The sequence below is a fragment of the Methylobacterium sp. EM32 genome, assembly GCF_040593685.1.
In the GTDB taxonomy this organism is placed as follows: Bacteria; Pseudomonadota; Alphaproteobacteria; order Rhizobiales; family Beijerinckiaceae; genus Methylobacterium.
In genome coordinates this window covers 32683-47430 of record NZ_JBEXZS010000103.1, presented here as the reverse complement: position 1 = coordinate 47430, position 14748 = coordinate 32683, and the positions used below count along the sequence as shown (strand labels likewise).

11 protein-coding genes are annotated in these 14748 nt (G+C 69.0%); 8 read left to right on the top strand and 3 right to left on the bottom strand.

Annotation, left to right across the window (positions count from 1 at the left end; translation table 11 throughout):
• The first annotated feature begins 12 nt into the window (after nucleotides 1-12).
• Together ABZT49_RS14915 and ABZT49_RS14910 are read left to right on the top strand one after the other, a co-directional pair.
• Complete coding sequence (locus ABZT49_RS14915) at nucleotides 13-864, top strand: metallophosphoesterase (RefSeq protein WP_355286809.1); 852 nt, start codon at nucleotides 13-15, stop codon at nucleotides 862-864.
• 91 nt (nucleotides 865-955) lie between these two features.
• Nucleotides 956-1180 carry a hypothetical protein gene (locus ABZT49_RS14910; RefSeq protein WP_355286808.1) on the top strand — a complete coding sequence of 75 codons (225 nt, stop codon included), beginning with the start codon at nucleotides 956-958 and terminating at the stop codon, nucleotides 1178-1180.
• A gap of 11 nt (nucleotides 1181-1191) precedes the next feature.
• On the opposite strand, the gene ABZT49_RS14905 is transcribed toward ABZT49_RS14910, so the two are convergent.
• On the bottom strand, nucleotides 1192-1560 hold the full coding sequence (locus tag ABZT49_RS14905; RefSeq protein WP_355286807.1) for a 4a-hydroxytetrahydrobiopterin dehydratase: 369 nt from the start codon (nucleotides 1558-1560) through the stop codon (nucleotides 1192-1194).
• A gap of 48 nt (nucleotides 1561-1608) precedes the next feature.
• On the bottom strand, nucleotides 1609-4920 hold the full coding sequence (locus tag ABZT49_RS14900; protein ID WP_355286806.1) for a glycosyltransferase: 3312 nt from the start codon (nucleotides 4918-4920) through the stop codon (nucleotides 1609-1611).
• A gap of 460 nt (nucleotides 4921-5380) precedes the next feature.
• On the opposite strand from ABZT49_RS14900, the gene ABZT49_RS14895 reads away from it, so the two are divergent.
• From ABZT49_RS14895 to ABZT49_RS14875, 5 genes are all read left to right on the top strand, one after another.
• The gene (locus tag ABZT49_RS14895; protein ID WP_355286805.1) at nucleotides 5381-6391 is read left to right on the top strand and encodes an ABC transporter substrate-binding protein; all 1011 of its coding nucleotides are present in this window, start codon (nucleotides 5381-5383) and stop codon (nucleotides 6389-6391) included.
• 27 nt (nucleotides 6392-6418) lie between these two features.
• The gene (locus ABZT49_RS14890) at nucleotides 6419-7153 is read left to right on the top strand and encodes an ABC transporter permease subunit (protein ID WP_355286804.1); all 735 of its coding nucleotides are present in this window, start codon (nucleotides 6419-6421) and stop codon (nucleotides 7151-7153) included.
• 1 nt (nucleotide 7154) lies between these two features.
• Nucleotides 7155-7919, top strand: coding sequence for an ATP-binding cassette domain-containing protein (locus tag ABZT49_RS14885; RefSeq protein ID WP_355286803.1), 765 nt, complete (start codon nucleotides 7155-7157; stop codon nucleotides 7917-7919).
• 95 nt (nucleotides 7920-8014) lie between these two features.
• Complete coding sequence (locus ABZT49_RS14880) at nucleotides 8015-9241, top strand: MFS transporter (RefSeq protein WP_355286802.1); 1227 nt, start codon at nucleotides 8015-8017, stop codon at nucleotides 9239-9241.
• A 355-nt stretch (nucleotides 9242-9596) separates the two neighbouring features.
• A complete protein-coding gene (locus ABZT49_RS14875) occupies nucleotides 9597-9875 on the top strand; it encodes a hypothetical protein (protein ID WP_355286801.1) in 279 nt (92 codons plus the stop codon).
• A gap of 332 nt (nucleotides 9876-10207) precedes the next feature.
• Here ABZT49_RS14875 and ABZT49_RS14870 read toward each other — a convergent pair whose 3' ends face one another.
• Complete coding sequence (locus ABZT49_RS14870) at nucleotides 10208-11860, bottom strand: MFS transporter (RefSeq protein WP_355286824.1); 1653 nt, start codon at nucleotides 11858-11860, stop codon at nucleotides 10208-10210.
• A gap of 637 nt (nucleotides 11861-12497) precedes the next feature.
• On the opposite strand from ABZT49_RS14870, the gene ABZT49_RS14865 reads away from it, so the two are divergent.
• Complete coding sequence (locus ABZT49_RS14865) at nucleotides 12498-14579, top strand: FkbM family methyltransferase (protein WP_355286800.1); 2082 nt, start codon at nucleotides 12498-12500, stop codon at nucleotides 14577-14579.
• Nucleotides 14580-14748: the final 169 nt, after the last annotated feature.

The window sequence follows — 14748 nt, the reverse complement described above, 5'->3', positions numbered from 1 at the left end:
CCGAACCGAACGATGCGCCTGTTCCCGCTCTCCGACCTGCACCTGGAGCGCCGGCCCCTCGCGGCCGTGCCGGTTCCGACGCAGCCCTTCGACCTCCTGGTCTGCGCCGGCGACGTCTGGGAGGGCGAGCCGGAGCGGGGGCTCGCCGCGCTCCTGCACCTCGCTGGCGAGCGGCCTGTGGTGCTGGTGCCGGGCAACCACGAGCGTTACGCGCCGTCCGGCGATCCCCGCACCGCCCCGGAGCTGCTGGCGGCGCTCGCGGACGGGGTGGCGGCGATCAACCGCGCGGCCGGCCGCGAGCGGGTGGTGCTGCTCCAGGGCGGCGAGACCCGCGTGATCGGCGGCGTGCGCTTCGTCGGCGCGACTTTGTGGAGCGACTGGCGCCTCGCCGGGCGCTGGCTCGCGGCGGAGGCGCCGGACCGGCCCGCCGACCCGGTCGCCTATGCGGCCGGCCGCATGACCGATCCGGCGACCGGCTCGCGCGAGTACCGGGCGATCCGCCAGGGAGACGGCACGCCCTGGACGCCGCAGGCCGCGATGGCGGCCCACGCGGCCGACCGGGCCGCCGTAGCGGCGGCGCTCGCCCGGCCGCATCCGGGCCCGACCGTCGCGGTCACCCACCACCCGCCGATCCCCGAGACCGCCGACCGCTACCGCGACGCGCCCGGCGTGCCCTGGTGGGTGCCGGCCTTCTACGCCACCACTTTGCTCGCCGACTTGGCCGATGCCCACCGGCCGGCCCTCTGGATCTCCGGCCACTTCCATGCCGGCCACGACCTCGTGCTCCACGGCACGCGCTGCCTCGCCAACCCGGTCGAGGGAAGCAGTTTCGATCCCGGCTTGGTGGCGGAGGTCCCGGCCTGAAGGCCCACAGGGGACAGGCCGGCCAAGGTACGGGTTGGGCTCGCGCCGCCGCGCTCCATTATCCCGGCTGTTCGCGGGGAGGGGTGAGGCGATGAACGGCTTCCTGGCTCTGGTGCTGATCTGCGCCGGCACGGTTCCGGTGCAGGATTGCGACGAGGCCACCGCCACCGACGTGTTCAAGACCCGGGTCGCGAGCGAGATCGGCTGCGCCAACGGCTGGCAGGAGATCATCGCCCGCTCCGAGATCCGCGCCGGGGTGGGGCAGACGACCTACCTCAAGACGCAGTGCCGGCGGGTGAAGGCGAGCGGGCGGTGACGGCGCGAGCCCTACCGGTCGTACTTGATGTAGGCGAAGCGCGGATCGGTCGGCGTGCCCTCGAGCGCGCCGCCCTCCAGCCCCGGCTGCCAGCCGACCACCTCCTCGATCTTGCGCGCCAGGGCGAAGTCCTTCTCGGTCAGGCCCTTGGCGGAGTGAGTGGTCAGCCGCACCTCGACCCAGGCGTAGGACGCGGTGAGGTCCGGGTGGTGCCAGGCCGCCTCGGCGAGGTGACCGACGGTGTTGATCACCATCAGGGTGCCCTTCCAGCTGTTCGTCCGGTAGGTGCGGGTGATCCAGCCGTCGGCGTGCCGCCAGGCCGGCAGGTCGGCGAGGTGCGCGGCGATCGCGTCGGGCTCGAGGACGTCGTCCTTCGGCATGGGATCCGTCTCCTTCGTTTCGCAGTCCGGCAGGGTCGCCGGATCGGCTCACGCGCGCAACACGAGTTGCGCGAGGTCGAGGCCGTTCAGGACGTCGCGCAGCCGCGCGGCGAAATCGACCCGGCGGACGGCGAGGTAGCCTTCCGTGGCGACGGCCTGCCTGAGGGGAGCGCCCACCGCCAGATAGGCGCGGCAGAGTTCGGCCATGTCCTCGATCTCGCAGAACGCCACACCCGGCCCGAACGGATTGTCGTCGCTCGCCTCCGACACGACGAAGCAGCGATTGGCCAGGAGAGGAACGATGCGGACGGTCTCCAGGGCCCGGAAGCCCGGCGTGGAGTGGATGTTCAGGATGATCTTCGATCGCCGGATCGCGTCCCATAGCGGCTCGCCGTAGACGTTGAACAGGTGGACGGCGTTCAGGCCCTGGGCGCGGACGGCCTCCAGGACACGCCCGCGCCGCTCGGAATGCGAGCCGTAGAACAGGACGTCGATCTCCTGCTCCGGCGCCGGACAGGTGACCTCCAGGCAGCGGTGGAAGCCCGGGGGCAGGAACGAGACGCCAGGCGGGTTCGGCCTTGCCCGAAGATGCGCGAGCCCGGCCCGTGAATAGTCGAGGATGTGCGAGGCCAGGCCGAGGAAGTCGAGGTACCTCCCACCCTCCCGTTGCCCGGCGATGATGTCGAGCTGTTCCAGCTGGTAGACGAGGAACGGCCCCGAGCGGAAGGGAGCGACGCGCCGCTCGTCCTGGACCGGGTGCAGGAGGTTGCCCACCACGATGTTGACCGAACCTCGGGCCGGTTCATCGTAGGTCAGGGAACAGTCGTGGCCCAGGTCGCGCAGGGAGGCGGAGAGGACGCGCACGACGTCGTCGTAGACCATGTCGTGCTCGTTGTGACGGAGGAGGCAGAGATTGAAGCGCGGCTTGTCCGCGCCGATGACCGGTTCGAGCGCCGGGAGGGCCTCGAAACGCTGCGCGGGCGGGGCGGCGGGCGCCGCCGGCCGCGGCAGGAAGCGGCGGGCGATCCGGTTGTAGGTCGTGTCGTCCCTGAGGATCGTCTCGGGATCGAGTCCCGCGATCCAGCCCGACGATTTCGCCTGCCACAGGTGGAAGCAATAGGCCTCGGGGAAGTCCAGGTCGTGCTTGAACAGCGCCTCGATGCCGTGATCGTCCCAGCTCGGCCAGAAGAACGACGTAGCAGGCTCGACCCTGACGAGGTGGGGATTCGCCTCGGCGAGGGCCAGGGGCACCTGGACCGAGAACTTGTTCCAGGCATCGCCGCTCGGGCCGCCGACGAACGCGCGGTACTCGTCGTACCACAACCGCAGGAATTCCGCGCCGGGCGGAGCGATGATCGTGGCGTTGCACAGGCCGACCGGCCGTCGCCCGCCGGCCCCGTCCGGAATCTCCTCGCGCCCGAGGACGACGCGGCCGTCGAGCAGCGGCGCGAACGGCCTCTGGCAGATCGTGTCGACATCGAGGTAGATCCCGCCCTGATCCAGGAGGATCTGCATCCTCAGCACGTCGACGCGGTGCGCGATCAGGTCCACCGGCCGGCCGAAGACCTGCCGCGGCAAGGTCGTCCGGACGACCTCGACGCGGTCCTTCAGCAGGTCCCAGTAGGGCCCGTGCGGCTCCGGATCGCAGTGGATGGTCGCCCGGAACCCCTCGTTCAGGTCGAGGGCGGATCTCACCGCCAGGTAATTGACCAGGGAGAAGCGCGGCGACACGTCGGGGTCGCTCGACGCGATGATGAAGTGGAAGACCCTCGGGATCTGCAGCGATTGCTTCTCCGCTCTCGCCAGGCCCTCGGAGCTGAAGCGGAGGTTGTTGGCGACCCGCTCGACCATGTCCTGCGGGATCTTGCCCTCGCCCAGGAGGCGGTTGCAGGCACGGATCGCCTCGTCGTAGCGCCCGGTCCAGTAGGCATGCACCGAGAGCTCGTCGAGGAGGCCGTAATCGGAAATCCAGGCCTCGCCTTGCAGGGATTCCGCGCCCTTGGATTCCGCCCCCCTGGCCTCCGCCACCTGCAGGCCGCGGACCGCCAGGTGATAGCCCTGCTCGTGCCGCTGCTTGTAGCGGCAGAAGCGCGACGCGCCGTGGAAGGCCTCGGCGCAGGTCGGATCGACCTCGGCGACGAGCAGGTAGGTCGCGATGACCTGCTCGTCCGGCAACCCGAAGCTCTCGCCGCGTCGCGCCTGCTCCAGCAACCCCGCGGCGGCCCGCCCCTCCCCGTCGGGGGCGCGTCGGATCTCGGCGATCCGCTCGACGGACAAGAGCCGGTTGTTCTTCAGGCGTGCGACATGCTCGCCCGGCACGTCCGGCAGGCCCAGGATCTTGTCGATGAGCATGACCGCTTCGGCATGCCGGCCGGTCCAGTAGGCCGCGACCGCCATCTCGTCGAGCAGGCCGTAGCGGTAGATCCATTCCGAGACGAACAGCCCGGATCTCGGGATCGCGGCGTTCTCCCCCCGGCGGGCGAGCTGGTAGCCCCGCTCGTACAGGCCGCGGTCGCGGCAGAACCGGGCCGCGTCGTGCATCGCCTCGGCCGTGCGCTCAGGGCAGGCGGCGGCGGCCTGCTCGAAACTCTCGATGACGTCGTCGACGGGATGGTTCAGCCGCGCCTTGATCTTCGCGGCGTTCAACAGGCTGGCGAAGACCTCCTCCTGCCAGTAGCCCTGGCGAGCGCGCGCCTCGTACTGCTCCAGGGCCTCGGCAAGGTCGCCGTCGTCGCGCAGGCTGTTGGCCAGGTAGAAGGTGTAGCGCGTGCGCAGGAACGGGTCGGTCTCGGTCGCGAGCCCGTCGCGGAGCAGGGCGGCGTCGCGGGCGAACTTGCCGGCCCGGTTCGTGCCCGACGCGTGGTCGACGAAGCGGACCCCGTCCAGCTGCTCGGTCGTCCCGTCCTCGAGGCTCAGATATTCGTGGGTGACGCCGACGTACCGCGCCTTGGCACCGCGCCGCAGCAGGCGGCTGTTCCAGTAGGCCACGCCCGATGTCTGCAGGACCTGATAGACGTCGGCGTTCAGCTTTCGCGCGAAATCCTGGTCGTCGACGACGAGCTCCATGTCCGCATCGACGAACAGGATGTAGTCGTAGTCGAGGCGCGAGTCCCGGGCCAGGTCCAAAGCCGCGTTCCTGGCCTGGTCGAAGGTCCGGAACGGAAAGCTGTGCAGCTCGCCGGGGAGGCCGCGCGATCGGAAGAAGTCGCTGATGATGTCCTGCGTGCCGTCGGTCGAGCCCGTATCGCCGATGACCCAGCAGGAGATGTAGTCCGCAACAGCGCGCAGGCACTTTTCTATTTTATCGGCTTCGTTCTTGACAATCATGTTCAGGCAAATTTTGCGAGTCTGCGCCGCCATCAATGCCTCCAAAACATGGCGGTCTGGTAGGTCTCAGCCCGGCCCTTGTCAAACGTGGCGGCGGACGGTGCGGCAGCGGCCGCTGTCGCACCGTGGACATCTGGCCGGCGACCTCTGGCCGGGATGTCGATGGATGGGCGTGGGCCGCGGCGGCGCGCGAGAGGCAAGTCCGCGAGCGAAGTCCGCGAGCGACAGAGTCGCCGACTCTCTCGGCACTCCCGAGAATCACCGCGATCCGCCGTCGCCGCACTTTTCGGGCCCACGGATCGGCGCGCATGATGATCCGCACCCGCCCGACGCGGCCCGCCCGACGATAGTACAAGTGACCGCGGCGGCGGGTCCGCCCAGGGTGCGGCCTCACATCCCCGCACGCGAGCGGTGGACGCCGCCGGTCCGGCCGCCTACCTCTCAGGGGCGAACCGGCCGGGTGGAACGAGCCGGGCAACAGGGAGAGGCGCCCATGCTCTCACGGCGCGGATTGATGGCGGCGGCCGGGCTGTGGCCGATCGCGCAGCTCCGTGCCGCCGGGGCGCAGACCGCCGCCCCGCAGGCGTCCACGGCCTCCACCCTGAAGGTCGGGCTCCTGCCGTTCGGCACCGTCGCCTGGGAGGCGGCGGTCATCAAGGCGGAGGGGATCGACGCGGCGGAGGGGCTGAGCCTCGAGGGCGTGCGCCTCGCCGGGAGCGACGCCGCCCGCATCGCCTTCCAGGGCGGCCAGGTCGACACCATCGTGTCGGACCTGCTCTGGGCCGCACGCTTGCGGGCGGAGGGGCGGGCGGTGAAGTTCCTGCCCTATTCCTCCACCGAGGGCGCCCTGATGGTGCCGGGGACCAGTTCCCTCGATACGGTGGCCGGCCTCGCGGGCAAGCGCCTCGGGGTGGCGGGGGGACCGCTCGACAAGAACTGGCTGCTCCTGCGGGCGCGGGCCCGCGAGAAGGACGGGCTCGACCTCGAGCGCGAGGCGAAACCCGTCTTCGGCGCGCCGCCGCTGCTGATGCGCAAGCTCGAATCGGGCGAGCTCGACGCCGCGCTCCTGTACTGGACCTTCTGCGCCCGGCTCGAGGCGCGGGGCTTCCGCCGCCTGATCGGCGCCGACGGCATCGCCGCCTCGTTCGGGGTCGAGGGGCCGATCGCGCTCCTCGGCTACGTCTTCGACGAGGCCCTGCTGCAGCGCGAGCCCCGCACGATCGCGGGCTTCGCCCGCGCCTCGGCCCGGGCCAAGCAGGCGCTGGCGGCCGGGGAGGCGGCCTGGACGCCCGTTCGCCCCCTGATGGCGGCGGAGGACGAGGCGACCTACGCCACGCTCAAGCGCGCCTTCCTCGACGGCATCCCGCACCGGCCCGCCGCCGCCGAGCGCAAGGATGCCGAGCGCCTCTACGCGGTGCTGGCGCGGCTCGGCGGCGAGCGCTTGGTCGGGGCGGCCGCGACCCTGCCGGAGGGGTTGTACTGGGACGGCGGGCCGAATGGCTGAGCCGTCCCCGCGCACCTCGACCGCCTGATGGCCCTCCTCGCCCGCCTCGGGTCGGTCGCGCTGCTCCTCGTCGTCTGGTGGCTCGCGAGCCGCACCACGGATCCGCGCACCCTGCCGTCGCCGGAGGCGGTGGCGGCGTTCGTGGGGCGGGAGGCGGCCTCGGGCGACCTCCTGCGCAACATCGGCATCACGCTCTGGCGGGTCGCGGCCTCGTTCTGCCTCGCCATGGCGACGGGGGCTTTGCTCGGCATCGCGCTCGGCCGCTCGCGGGCCGCCGACCGGCTCCTCGACACGCCGCTCCTGGTGCTGCTCAACACCCCGGCGCTCGTCATCACCGTGCTGGCCTATATCTGGCTCGGCCTGACCGAGACCGCGGCGATCCTGGCGGTGGCGCTGAACAAGATGCCGAACGTCGCGGTGATCCTGCGCGAGGGCGCCCGCGGGCTCGATCCCGGTCTCGAGGAGATGGCGCAGGCCTTCCGGTACGACCGCCGGACGTGGATCCGCCACGTGCTCCTGCCCCAGCTCGTACCCTTCGCGGTGGCGGCGGCGCGCTCGGGCGTCTCGCTCGCCTGGAAGATCGTGCTGGTGGTCGAGCTGCTCGGCCGGCCGAACGGCGTCGGCTACGCCATCTCGTACTACTTCCAGCTCTTCGACGTCGCGGCGCTGATCGGCTACAGCCTCGTGTTCAGCGCCGTGATGCTGGCGGTCGACGTCCTGCTGCTCCAGCCCCTCGACGCCCATGCCCGCCGCTGGCGATAAGATGACCGCCGCCGGCGCCGACCTCCGCCGCGAGGCGGCCGCCCCGATCCTCACCCTGGCGGTCCGCCGCAAGGTCTACCGCCCGGACAGGTCCGAGCCGGTCGAGGCGGTGCGCGACCTCGGCCTGACGGTCCGGGCGGCCGAGACCCTGTGCCTGATCGGCCCGTCGGGGGCGGGCAAGACCACGACCCTGCGCCTCCTGCTCGGCCTCGACCGCGACTTCGAGGGCGAGCTCACCACCCGCCCTGGCTTGCGCATCGGCATGGTGTTCCAGGAGCCGCGGCTCCTGCCCTGGCGAACGGTCGAGGAGAACGTGCGCCTGTCCCTGCCGCGGCCGGAGCGCGGACAATCGCTCGACGCGCTGTTCGAGGAACTGGGTCTCACCGCCTGGCGCGGGCGCTATCCCCGGGCCTTGTCGCTCGGCATGGCCCGCCGGGTCGCGCTCGCCCGGGCGCTGGCGCTCGCCCCCGGCCTCCTCGTCCTCGACGAGCCCTTCGTCTCCCTCGACGACGCGGCGGCGGCGTCCCTGCGCGCCGCGGTGTTCGGCAGCGCGGCCGCGCGCGGCACGGCGGTGCTGATGGTGACCCACAACGTGCCCGAGGCCCTGGCGGTGGCCGACCGGCTGCTGCTGCTCTCCGGCCGGCCGGCGAGCCTGGTGGCGGAGGTGCCGATCCGGACACCCAAGGGCGAGCGCGGCCGGGACTGGGTCGAGGCGATGCGACGGGACCTCGCGGCGCGCTACCCGGAGACGGTGGCGGAGGGGTGAGCCGGAGCGGGCGGGGGTTGCGCCGGGATCGCTCCTCGCACGCCGCCCCGCCTGCTACAGCCTCGATCAACCATAACCGAGTCGAGGAAACGCCCGTGCCGACCCGCCCGCTGCCCGCCGACGGGCTCGATTCCGCCGCCGCCTGGCGCCGCCTCGTCGTCTCCGTGCTGCTGACCACCATCGGGGGCGTCGGCATGTGGTCGGTGGTGGTGGTGCTGCCCGCCGTGCAGGCGGAGTTCGGCGCCGCCCGCGGGGCCGCCGCCTTGCCCTACACCCTCACCATGGTCGGCTTCGCCTTCGGGGGCGTGCTGATGGGGCGGCTCGCCGACCGGTTCGGCATCCTGGCGCCGCTGGTGCTCGGCGGAGTCTGCCTCTTCCTCGGCTACGGCGCCACCGCGCTCTCGACCAGCCTGTGGCAGTTCGCGCTCGCGCACGGGATCCTGATCGGGCTGCTCGGCTCGTCGGCCGCCTTCGGGCCGCTGATGGCCGACATCTCGCTGTGGTTCGCCCGCCGGCGCGGCATCGCGGTCTCGATCTGCGCTGCCGGCAACTACCTCGCCGGGACGCTATGGCCGCCGCTGGTCCAGCACGCGGTGTCGGCCTGGGGCTGGCGCGCCACGCAGGCCGGCATCGGCCTGTTCTGCCTCGCCACCATGCTGCCGCTGGCGCTGCTGATGCGCGCCCGCCCGCCGGTCGCGGCCGTCGAGCGGGGCGGGGCGGCGGGGGGCGGCACGCTCGGCCTGCCGCCGAACGTCCTCCAGGGCATCCTCGTGGTCGCGGGCCTCGCCTGCTGCGTCGCCATGTCGATGCCGCAGGTCCACATCGTCGCCTATTGCGGCGATCTCGGCTACGGCGTCGCCCGCGGCGCCGAGATGCTGTCCCTGATGCTCGGCTTCGGCATCGTCAGCCGAGTCGCCTCCGGCTTCCTCGCCGACCGGATCGGCGGGTTGCCGACGCTGCTGGTCGGCTCGGTGCTCCAGGGCGTGGCGCTCCTCCTCTACCTCGCCTTCGACGGGCTGACCTCGCTCTACGTGATCTCGGCCCTGTTCGGCCTGTTCCAGGGCGGCATCGTGCCGGCCTACGCGATCATCGTGCGCGAGCTGTTTCCGGCGAGCGAGGCCGGGGGCCGGGTCGGAATCGTCATCATGGCGACCCTATTCGGCATGGCGCTCGGCGGCTGGCTGTCGGGCGTGATCTTCGACCTCACCGGCTCCTACGCGGCGGCCTTCGCCAACGGGGTCGGCTGGAACCTGCTCAACGTCGCCATCAGCCTGTGGCTGGTGCAGCGCCGGGCCGGGCAGGGGCGGGCGCTGCCGGCCTGACGGCGGATCGGGCCCAAGGGCCAGGCTCAAGACCGGGCGCAGTGGAAGCCCGGCTCGTCTGGCCGACACTGCGGCAGGAACTCGCCGGCACTTCGGCGGTTCAAAGTCCGTTGCAGTCCTGGTGAATCAGGGTACCAATCGAGGGCCGATTCGATACGGCCGCTCCGGCAGTTCCCCGTCGTGGTGCGAAATGTCACCGCGGCGTCGCACCCGCGTGTTTACCGTTTTCGAAACGGACACGCTTGTCCGACGCAACTCTTCGGGCGCTCGCGACTTATCCATGGCAAGAGAGAGCGGTCCAGAGCCACTTCGCCGGACGTTGCCGCTCGGCATTCAACCGATGGGATCACCGATCATGCGTGCGCGTCCCTGCGCCCGACTGCCCCTGTTCGCCCGCCTGGCGGTCGTCCTGGCCGCCCTGGCCACGGCCGGCGCCCCGCTCTGTGCGAGCGCCGCCCCCGCGGTCGACAAGGCGCCGAAGGCCGGAGCGGGCACCACCCGCGACGTCGCCGCCACCGCGAGCGTCACCGCCCCCGCGGCGGAGGCCGACGACGCCCAGTGCTCGACCTCGCGCAAGAAGCTCTTCGTCGACGGGGAAGGCTGGATCGTGCGGCGGGTGACGACCTGCCGGTGATCGACCGGCACGGATGAGTGGCAGGGCCCGTCTCGCTGAGGCGGGCCTTTGTCGTTGGACTGCGACAAACGTCCTTGCGGCTCTGGACACCCAACCCGCGACCTCATCCTGAGGTGTCAGTCGATTGAAGATCGACTGACCTCGAAGGAGGCCTCCAGACATCGCGGCGGTATCTGGAGGCCTCCTTCGAGGCGAGCAAAGCTCGCACCTCAGGATGAGGTCGCATGTGGGAACAGGGAAAGACCGCGAACGACAAGCGACTTTTTCAGACGCGAAAAGGGCGCCCGCAGCCTCGCCGCGGGCGCCCCTCTGGCATCACACCGTCCTCATCCTCAATGCGCGGCGGTGTCCCGCTCGTCGAAGATGTCCCGATCCTTGGTCTCGGGCACCAACAGCAGGCCAAGCACGAAGGTCATCAGCGCGATGACGATCGGGTACCAGAGGCCGTAATAGATGTCGCCGGTCTGGGCCACCATCGCGAAGGCGGTGGCGGGCAGGAGGCCGCCGAACCAGCCGTTGCCGATATGGTAGGGCAGGGACATCGAGGTGTAGCGGATCCGGGTCGGGAAGAGCTCGACCAGGGCCGCGGCGATCGGGCCGTAGACCATCGTGACGAAGAGCACGAGGACGAAGAGCAGCCCGATCACCCCGGCGACCTGCGGCCGGAAGATGTCGAACGGGTTCGCCATCTTCACCACCTGGGCATCGCCCGCCTTCGGGTAGCCCGCCGCCTGGAGCGCGGAGGCCGCCACCTTGTTGAACTCCGCCGCCGGGGCGCCCGCCGCGAACGGGACCTCGGTGCCGTTGATCCGCACCACCGTCGGCTGGCCGGCCGGTCCGGCCTCGGTGGCGTAGCGCACCGAGGACTTGGCGAGGAAGTCGCGGGCGAGGTCGCAGGGGGCCGAGAACACCCGTGTGCCGACGGGGTTGAACAGGCTGCCGCACTGGGCCGGATCGGCCACCACCGTCACCTTGACGTTTTCGATCGCCTTCTCGAGGGCGGGGTTGGCGAGCGTGGTGATCTGCTTGAACACCGGGAAGAAGCTGAGCGCCGCGATCAGGCAGCCGGCCAGGATGATCGGCTTGCGGCCGATCTTGTCCGAGAGCCAGCCGAACACCACGAAGAAGCCGGTGCCGAGCAGGAGCGCCCAGGCGATCAGGAGGTTCGCGGTGTAGCCGTCGACCTTCAGGATCGATTGCAGGAAGAACAGGGCGTAGAATTGGCCGGTGTACCAGACCACGCCCTGGCCGGCGACGAGGCCGAGCAGCGCGATGAGCGCGATTCTAGCGTTGCGCCACTGGCCGAAGGCCTCGGTGAGGGGGGCCTTCGAGGTCTTGCCCTCCTCCTTCATGCGCTGGAAGGCTGGCGACTCGCTGAGCTGGAGGCGGATCCAGAGCGAGATGCCGAGCAGCAGCACCGAGACCAGGAACGGGATGCGCCAGCCCCACTCGGCGAAGGCGGCCTCGCCGGTGAAGGACCGCACCGCCAGGATCACCACCAGCGACAGGAACAGGCCGAGCGTCGCCGTGGTCTGGATCCAGCTGGTGTAGAAGCCGCGCCGGCCCTGCGGCGCGTGCTCGGCGACGTAGGTGGCCGCACCCCCGTACTCGCCGCCGAGCGCGAGCCCTTGCGCGAGGCGCAGGATGATCAGGATGATCGGCGCCGCGATGCCGATCTGCGACGCGTTGGGCAGGATGCCGACGATGAAGGTCGACAGGCCCATGATCAGGATGGTGACCAGGAAGGTGTATTTGCGCCCGACGATGTCGCCGACGCGCCCGAACACCAGGGCGCCGAACGGCCGCACCAGGAAGCCCGCCGCGAAAGCGAGCAGCGCGAAGATGTCCCGGGTCGCCGGCGGGTAGGACGAGAAGAACTGCGCGCCGATGATGCCGGCGAGGGAGCCGTAGAGGTAGAAGTCGTACCACTCGAACACGGTGCCGAGGGAGGAGGCCAGGATGACCTTCTTCTCCTCCCGCGTCATCGGGCGCGCGGCATCGCCGGCTTTCCCGAGGGCGGCTGAGCTTGCCATGGGGTGTTCCTCCTTAGGAGCGTTTCCGTCAAGAACGGCACGCGCCGCCCGCGCGAATCTTCGCCGCGTCGGGGTCGTCGCGTTGGGGGTGAACCGGGCGTCGGGCGGCGCCTTTGCGCGGAGCGGGGGGATTGAGACCGCCCGCTCGCACGTGGTCCGCCGCCGACACCGATCGTTAAGCCAGCCGTGTTCCGCGGCCCATCCGACAATTCGTCGTGAGACTTAGGTCGTGAGACTTCCGTCGGGGGGCGGCTCCTGATCGGCCTGCCGGGCCGCCGAGGGTCCGACGCCGTTCCCGGCGATCAACCACGACCGGCTCGGCCCTGTTCGATCGCTCCCGCTCAGGAATCAGGACGCGGGTGGACCAGTCGATATCGGGATCCGCAGCGCGAGCCAGCGCCGCCCCGCGCCGATCCGATCGCGAGAGCTCTGCAGTTCTGAGCCATCGCACATGACCGTCAGCCGCGTTGACGTAGAGTCAGATATGATGGTCGGAGGAGACCGCTTATAATCTGACCTATCGGCGATTGCAAATCGAAATTTGTTCGCATAAGATATGTTCTGAACATATATGAGAGAAGCAATTTCAATGATCGAAGATGAAATCATCAAAAAATGGTCTCTTGCTCTTCGCGTCGATCATGAATTCGATAATGAAAAAATATATGATCATATCAAATCTAATGCCGACAATGAAGATTTCTGGTATATTCCTCTACGAATTTTATATTTTATCCACAAAGATAACGACCTTGAAGCTCTTTTGCGCGTGTCAGAACGATTCATGTCCTATCCCGAATTCTGGGATCGATGCATCAAAGATTTATCGTATAATGTATGCATATATTGTAAATCACCCCAAAAGGCGATCCCACACTTGGAGTCTGCCCGTCGCGCCGGCAAGCTTACCGGCACGATGTTGCTTTTTTCTGCCGTACAACATGCTCGCGTCGGAGACATCGAGCGAGCGCTCGACTTGATCGCAGAGACGGGCTCTCGCTTTCCCGAACTTGGGGAAGAAGTAAAAATCCACGGCCAGTTCGTTAGATTTCTATGTCGTTTCAATTACGGCGAAGCGGTCCGAATGCTGTCAGAAATCAAGGAACGCTTCGCGACTGCCAGCATCACTGATGTCGAAAATGAGATCAATCAAGCTCTCGATACAGGCACACCCTATCTGCTCCTCCGCCTCGGCGATGGTGAAGGATCATGCACCATCGTCAGCGAGGAGGACGAAGCCGAGAATCACAACTACTATCGGGCAAACCGACTGGAATTCGCTGAAATCTGGTTCAAAAACACGTCTGTCGTCGACGATCCTGAATTTTCGGAGGCGATCAAGGCATTCAACGACGCCATTCCTGCAGCAGATTGCTTGGGCGGCCTCTACGCGGAGGCCATCGATCATGAGTACGGGATCGGATCGCGCCGTGGAATCGCCTGGGTCGTCAACACGATGCGAAGGGTCCTGGCGCTGTCCGCCCAGGATCCGGCCTGGGCCGCACGGACCTCGGTGCACAGTCTGGTCCTGCACTATGACCTGGTGCTGAGCGGAACCCTGGCGCGGGTTCTTCGAGGCCGGGCACGAATCGGCCTTATCAGTTGCCACGACGACCTACCGGAAGCGCTTCGACGCACCTACGGCATCGGTGAGGTCGAGCACTTCAAGGTGCCCGGCGAGAAGAGCCACCGGGCGGCTCTCGGCGATCGCTCGGTCGAAGGCGCGCATTGGCCGCACCGGTTCCGCGAGTTGTGTGCCGAACTGGACCGGCCGGTCGATCGGCGCGGGCAGCTGTTCCTGGTCGCTGCAGGGATACTGGGCAAGATATACGCCCATAAACTGAAGCAGCGTGGCGCCGTCGTCCTCGATATCGGTGCGGTGGCCGACCTGTGGATGGGGAAAATCACCCGCACATTTCCCGAGCTTCCGCTGGAGGTCGCGCTCAAGCCGACTTTCGTCCCCGTCAACCTGATCGATGTCGGCGGGCTCGGCGGGCTCGGCGCGGAATGGCAACCCCATCTCGACCGGATCCGGCCCGTCATGTTCGAGCCGAACCCGCCCGAAGCGGCCGCCATCCGGGAGCGCATGGCGACCGTCCGCGGCGCCCTGGTCGTCGAGCGCGCGCTGAGCCATCGCAGCGAGCGGCGCACCCTCAACGTCACCAAGAGCCTCGGATGCACGTCGCTGCTCACGCCGAACAGCAGCCTGCTCTGGCGCTATTCGATCGAGCCGGCATTCCGCATCACCCACACCGTCGAGGTCGATTGCGTGCGCTACGACTCCCTCGTCGGTCGCGGCGAGGTGCCCCTGCCGGATGCGATCAAGATCGACGTGCAAGGGTTCGAGTACGAAGTCCTGGAAGGTTTCGGAGACACCCTTTTCAATTGTCTCGGCGTCAAGCTGGAGGCGCATCTCTATCCCATCTACGAAGGACAGAAACTCCTGCATGACCTTGTGCGGCTTCTGAAACCCTTCGGACTTGCGCTGCGCAAGATCGTGCCCGTCGACCACTTCGATGGCGACATCGTCGAGGTGGATGCCTGGTTCACCTGCGACGCCGCACGCGCCGCCGCGCTCGATCCGGAGAGGGCCGCGAAGCTGGCGTTCATCGAGACGGTCTGGGACCTGCCTGCGCACCGTCGCGTCTTCGGGGCCGACCAGTTCGCCTGACCGCTCCGCGGCGACGCGCCTGCACCCGATGGATTGAGAGGAATCGACGGGGCGGGCTGGTCTCTGCGCGGGGAGGCCGACTGCCCATCCGCACTCTGCCACGGCTGGCGCGGCTCCCGCGCGGGAACGAGGATGGCACCCCGGCATTGACCCCAAGCCGAGTGCCGGG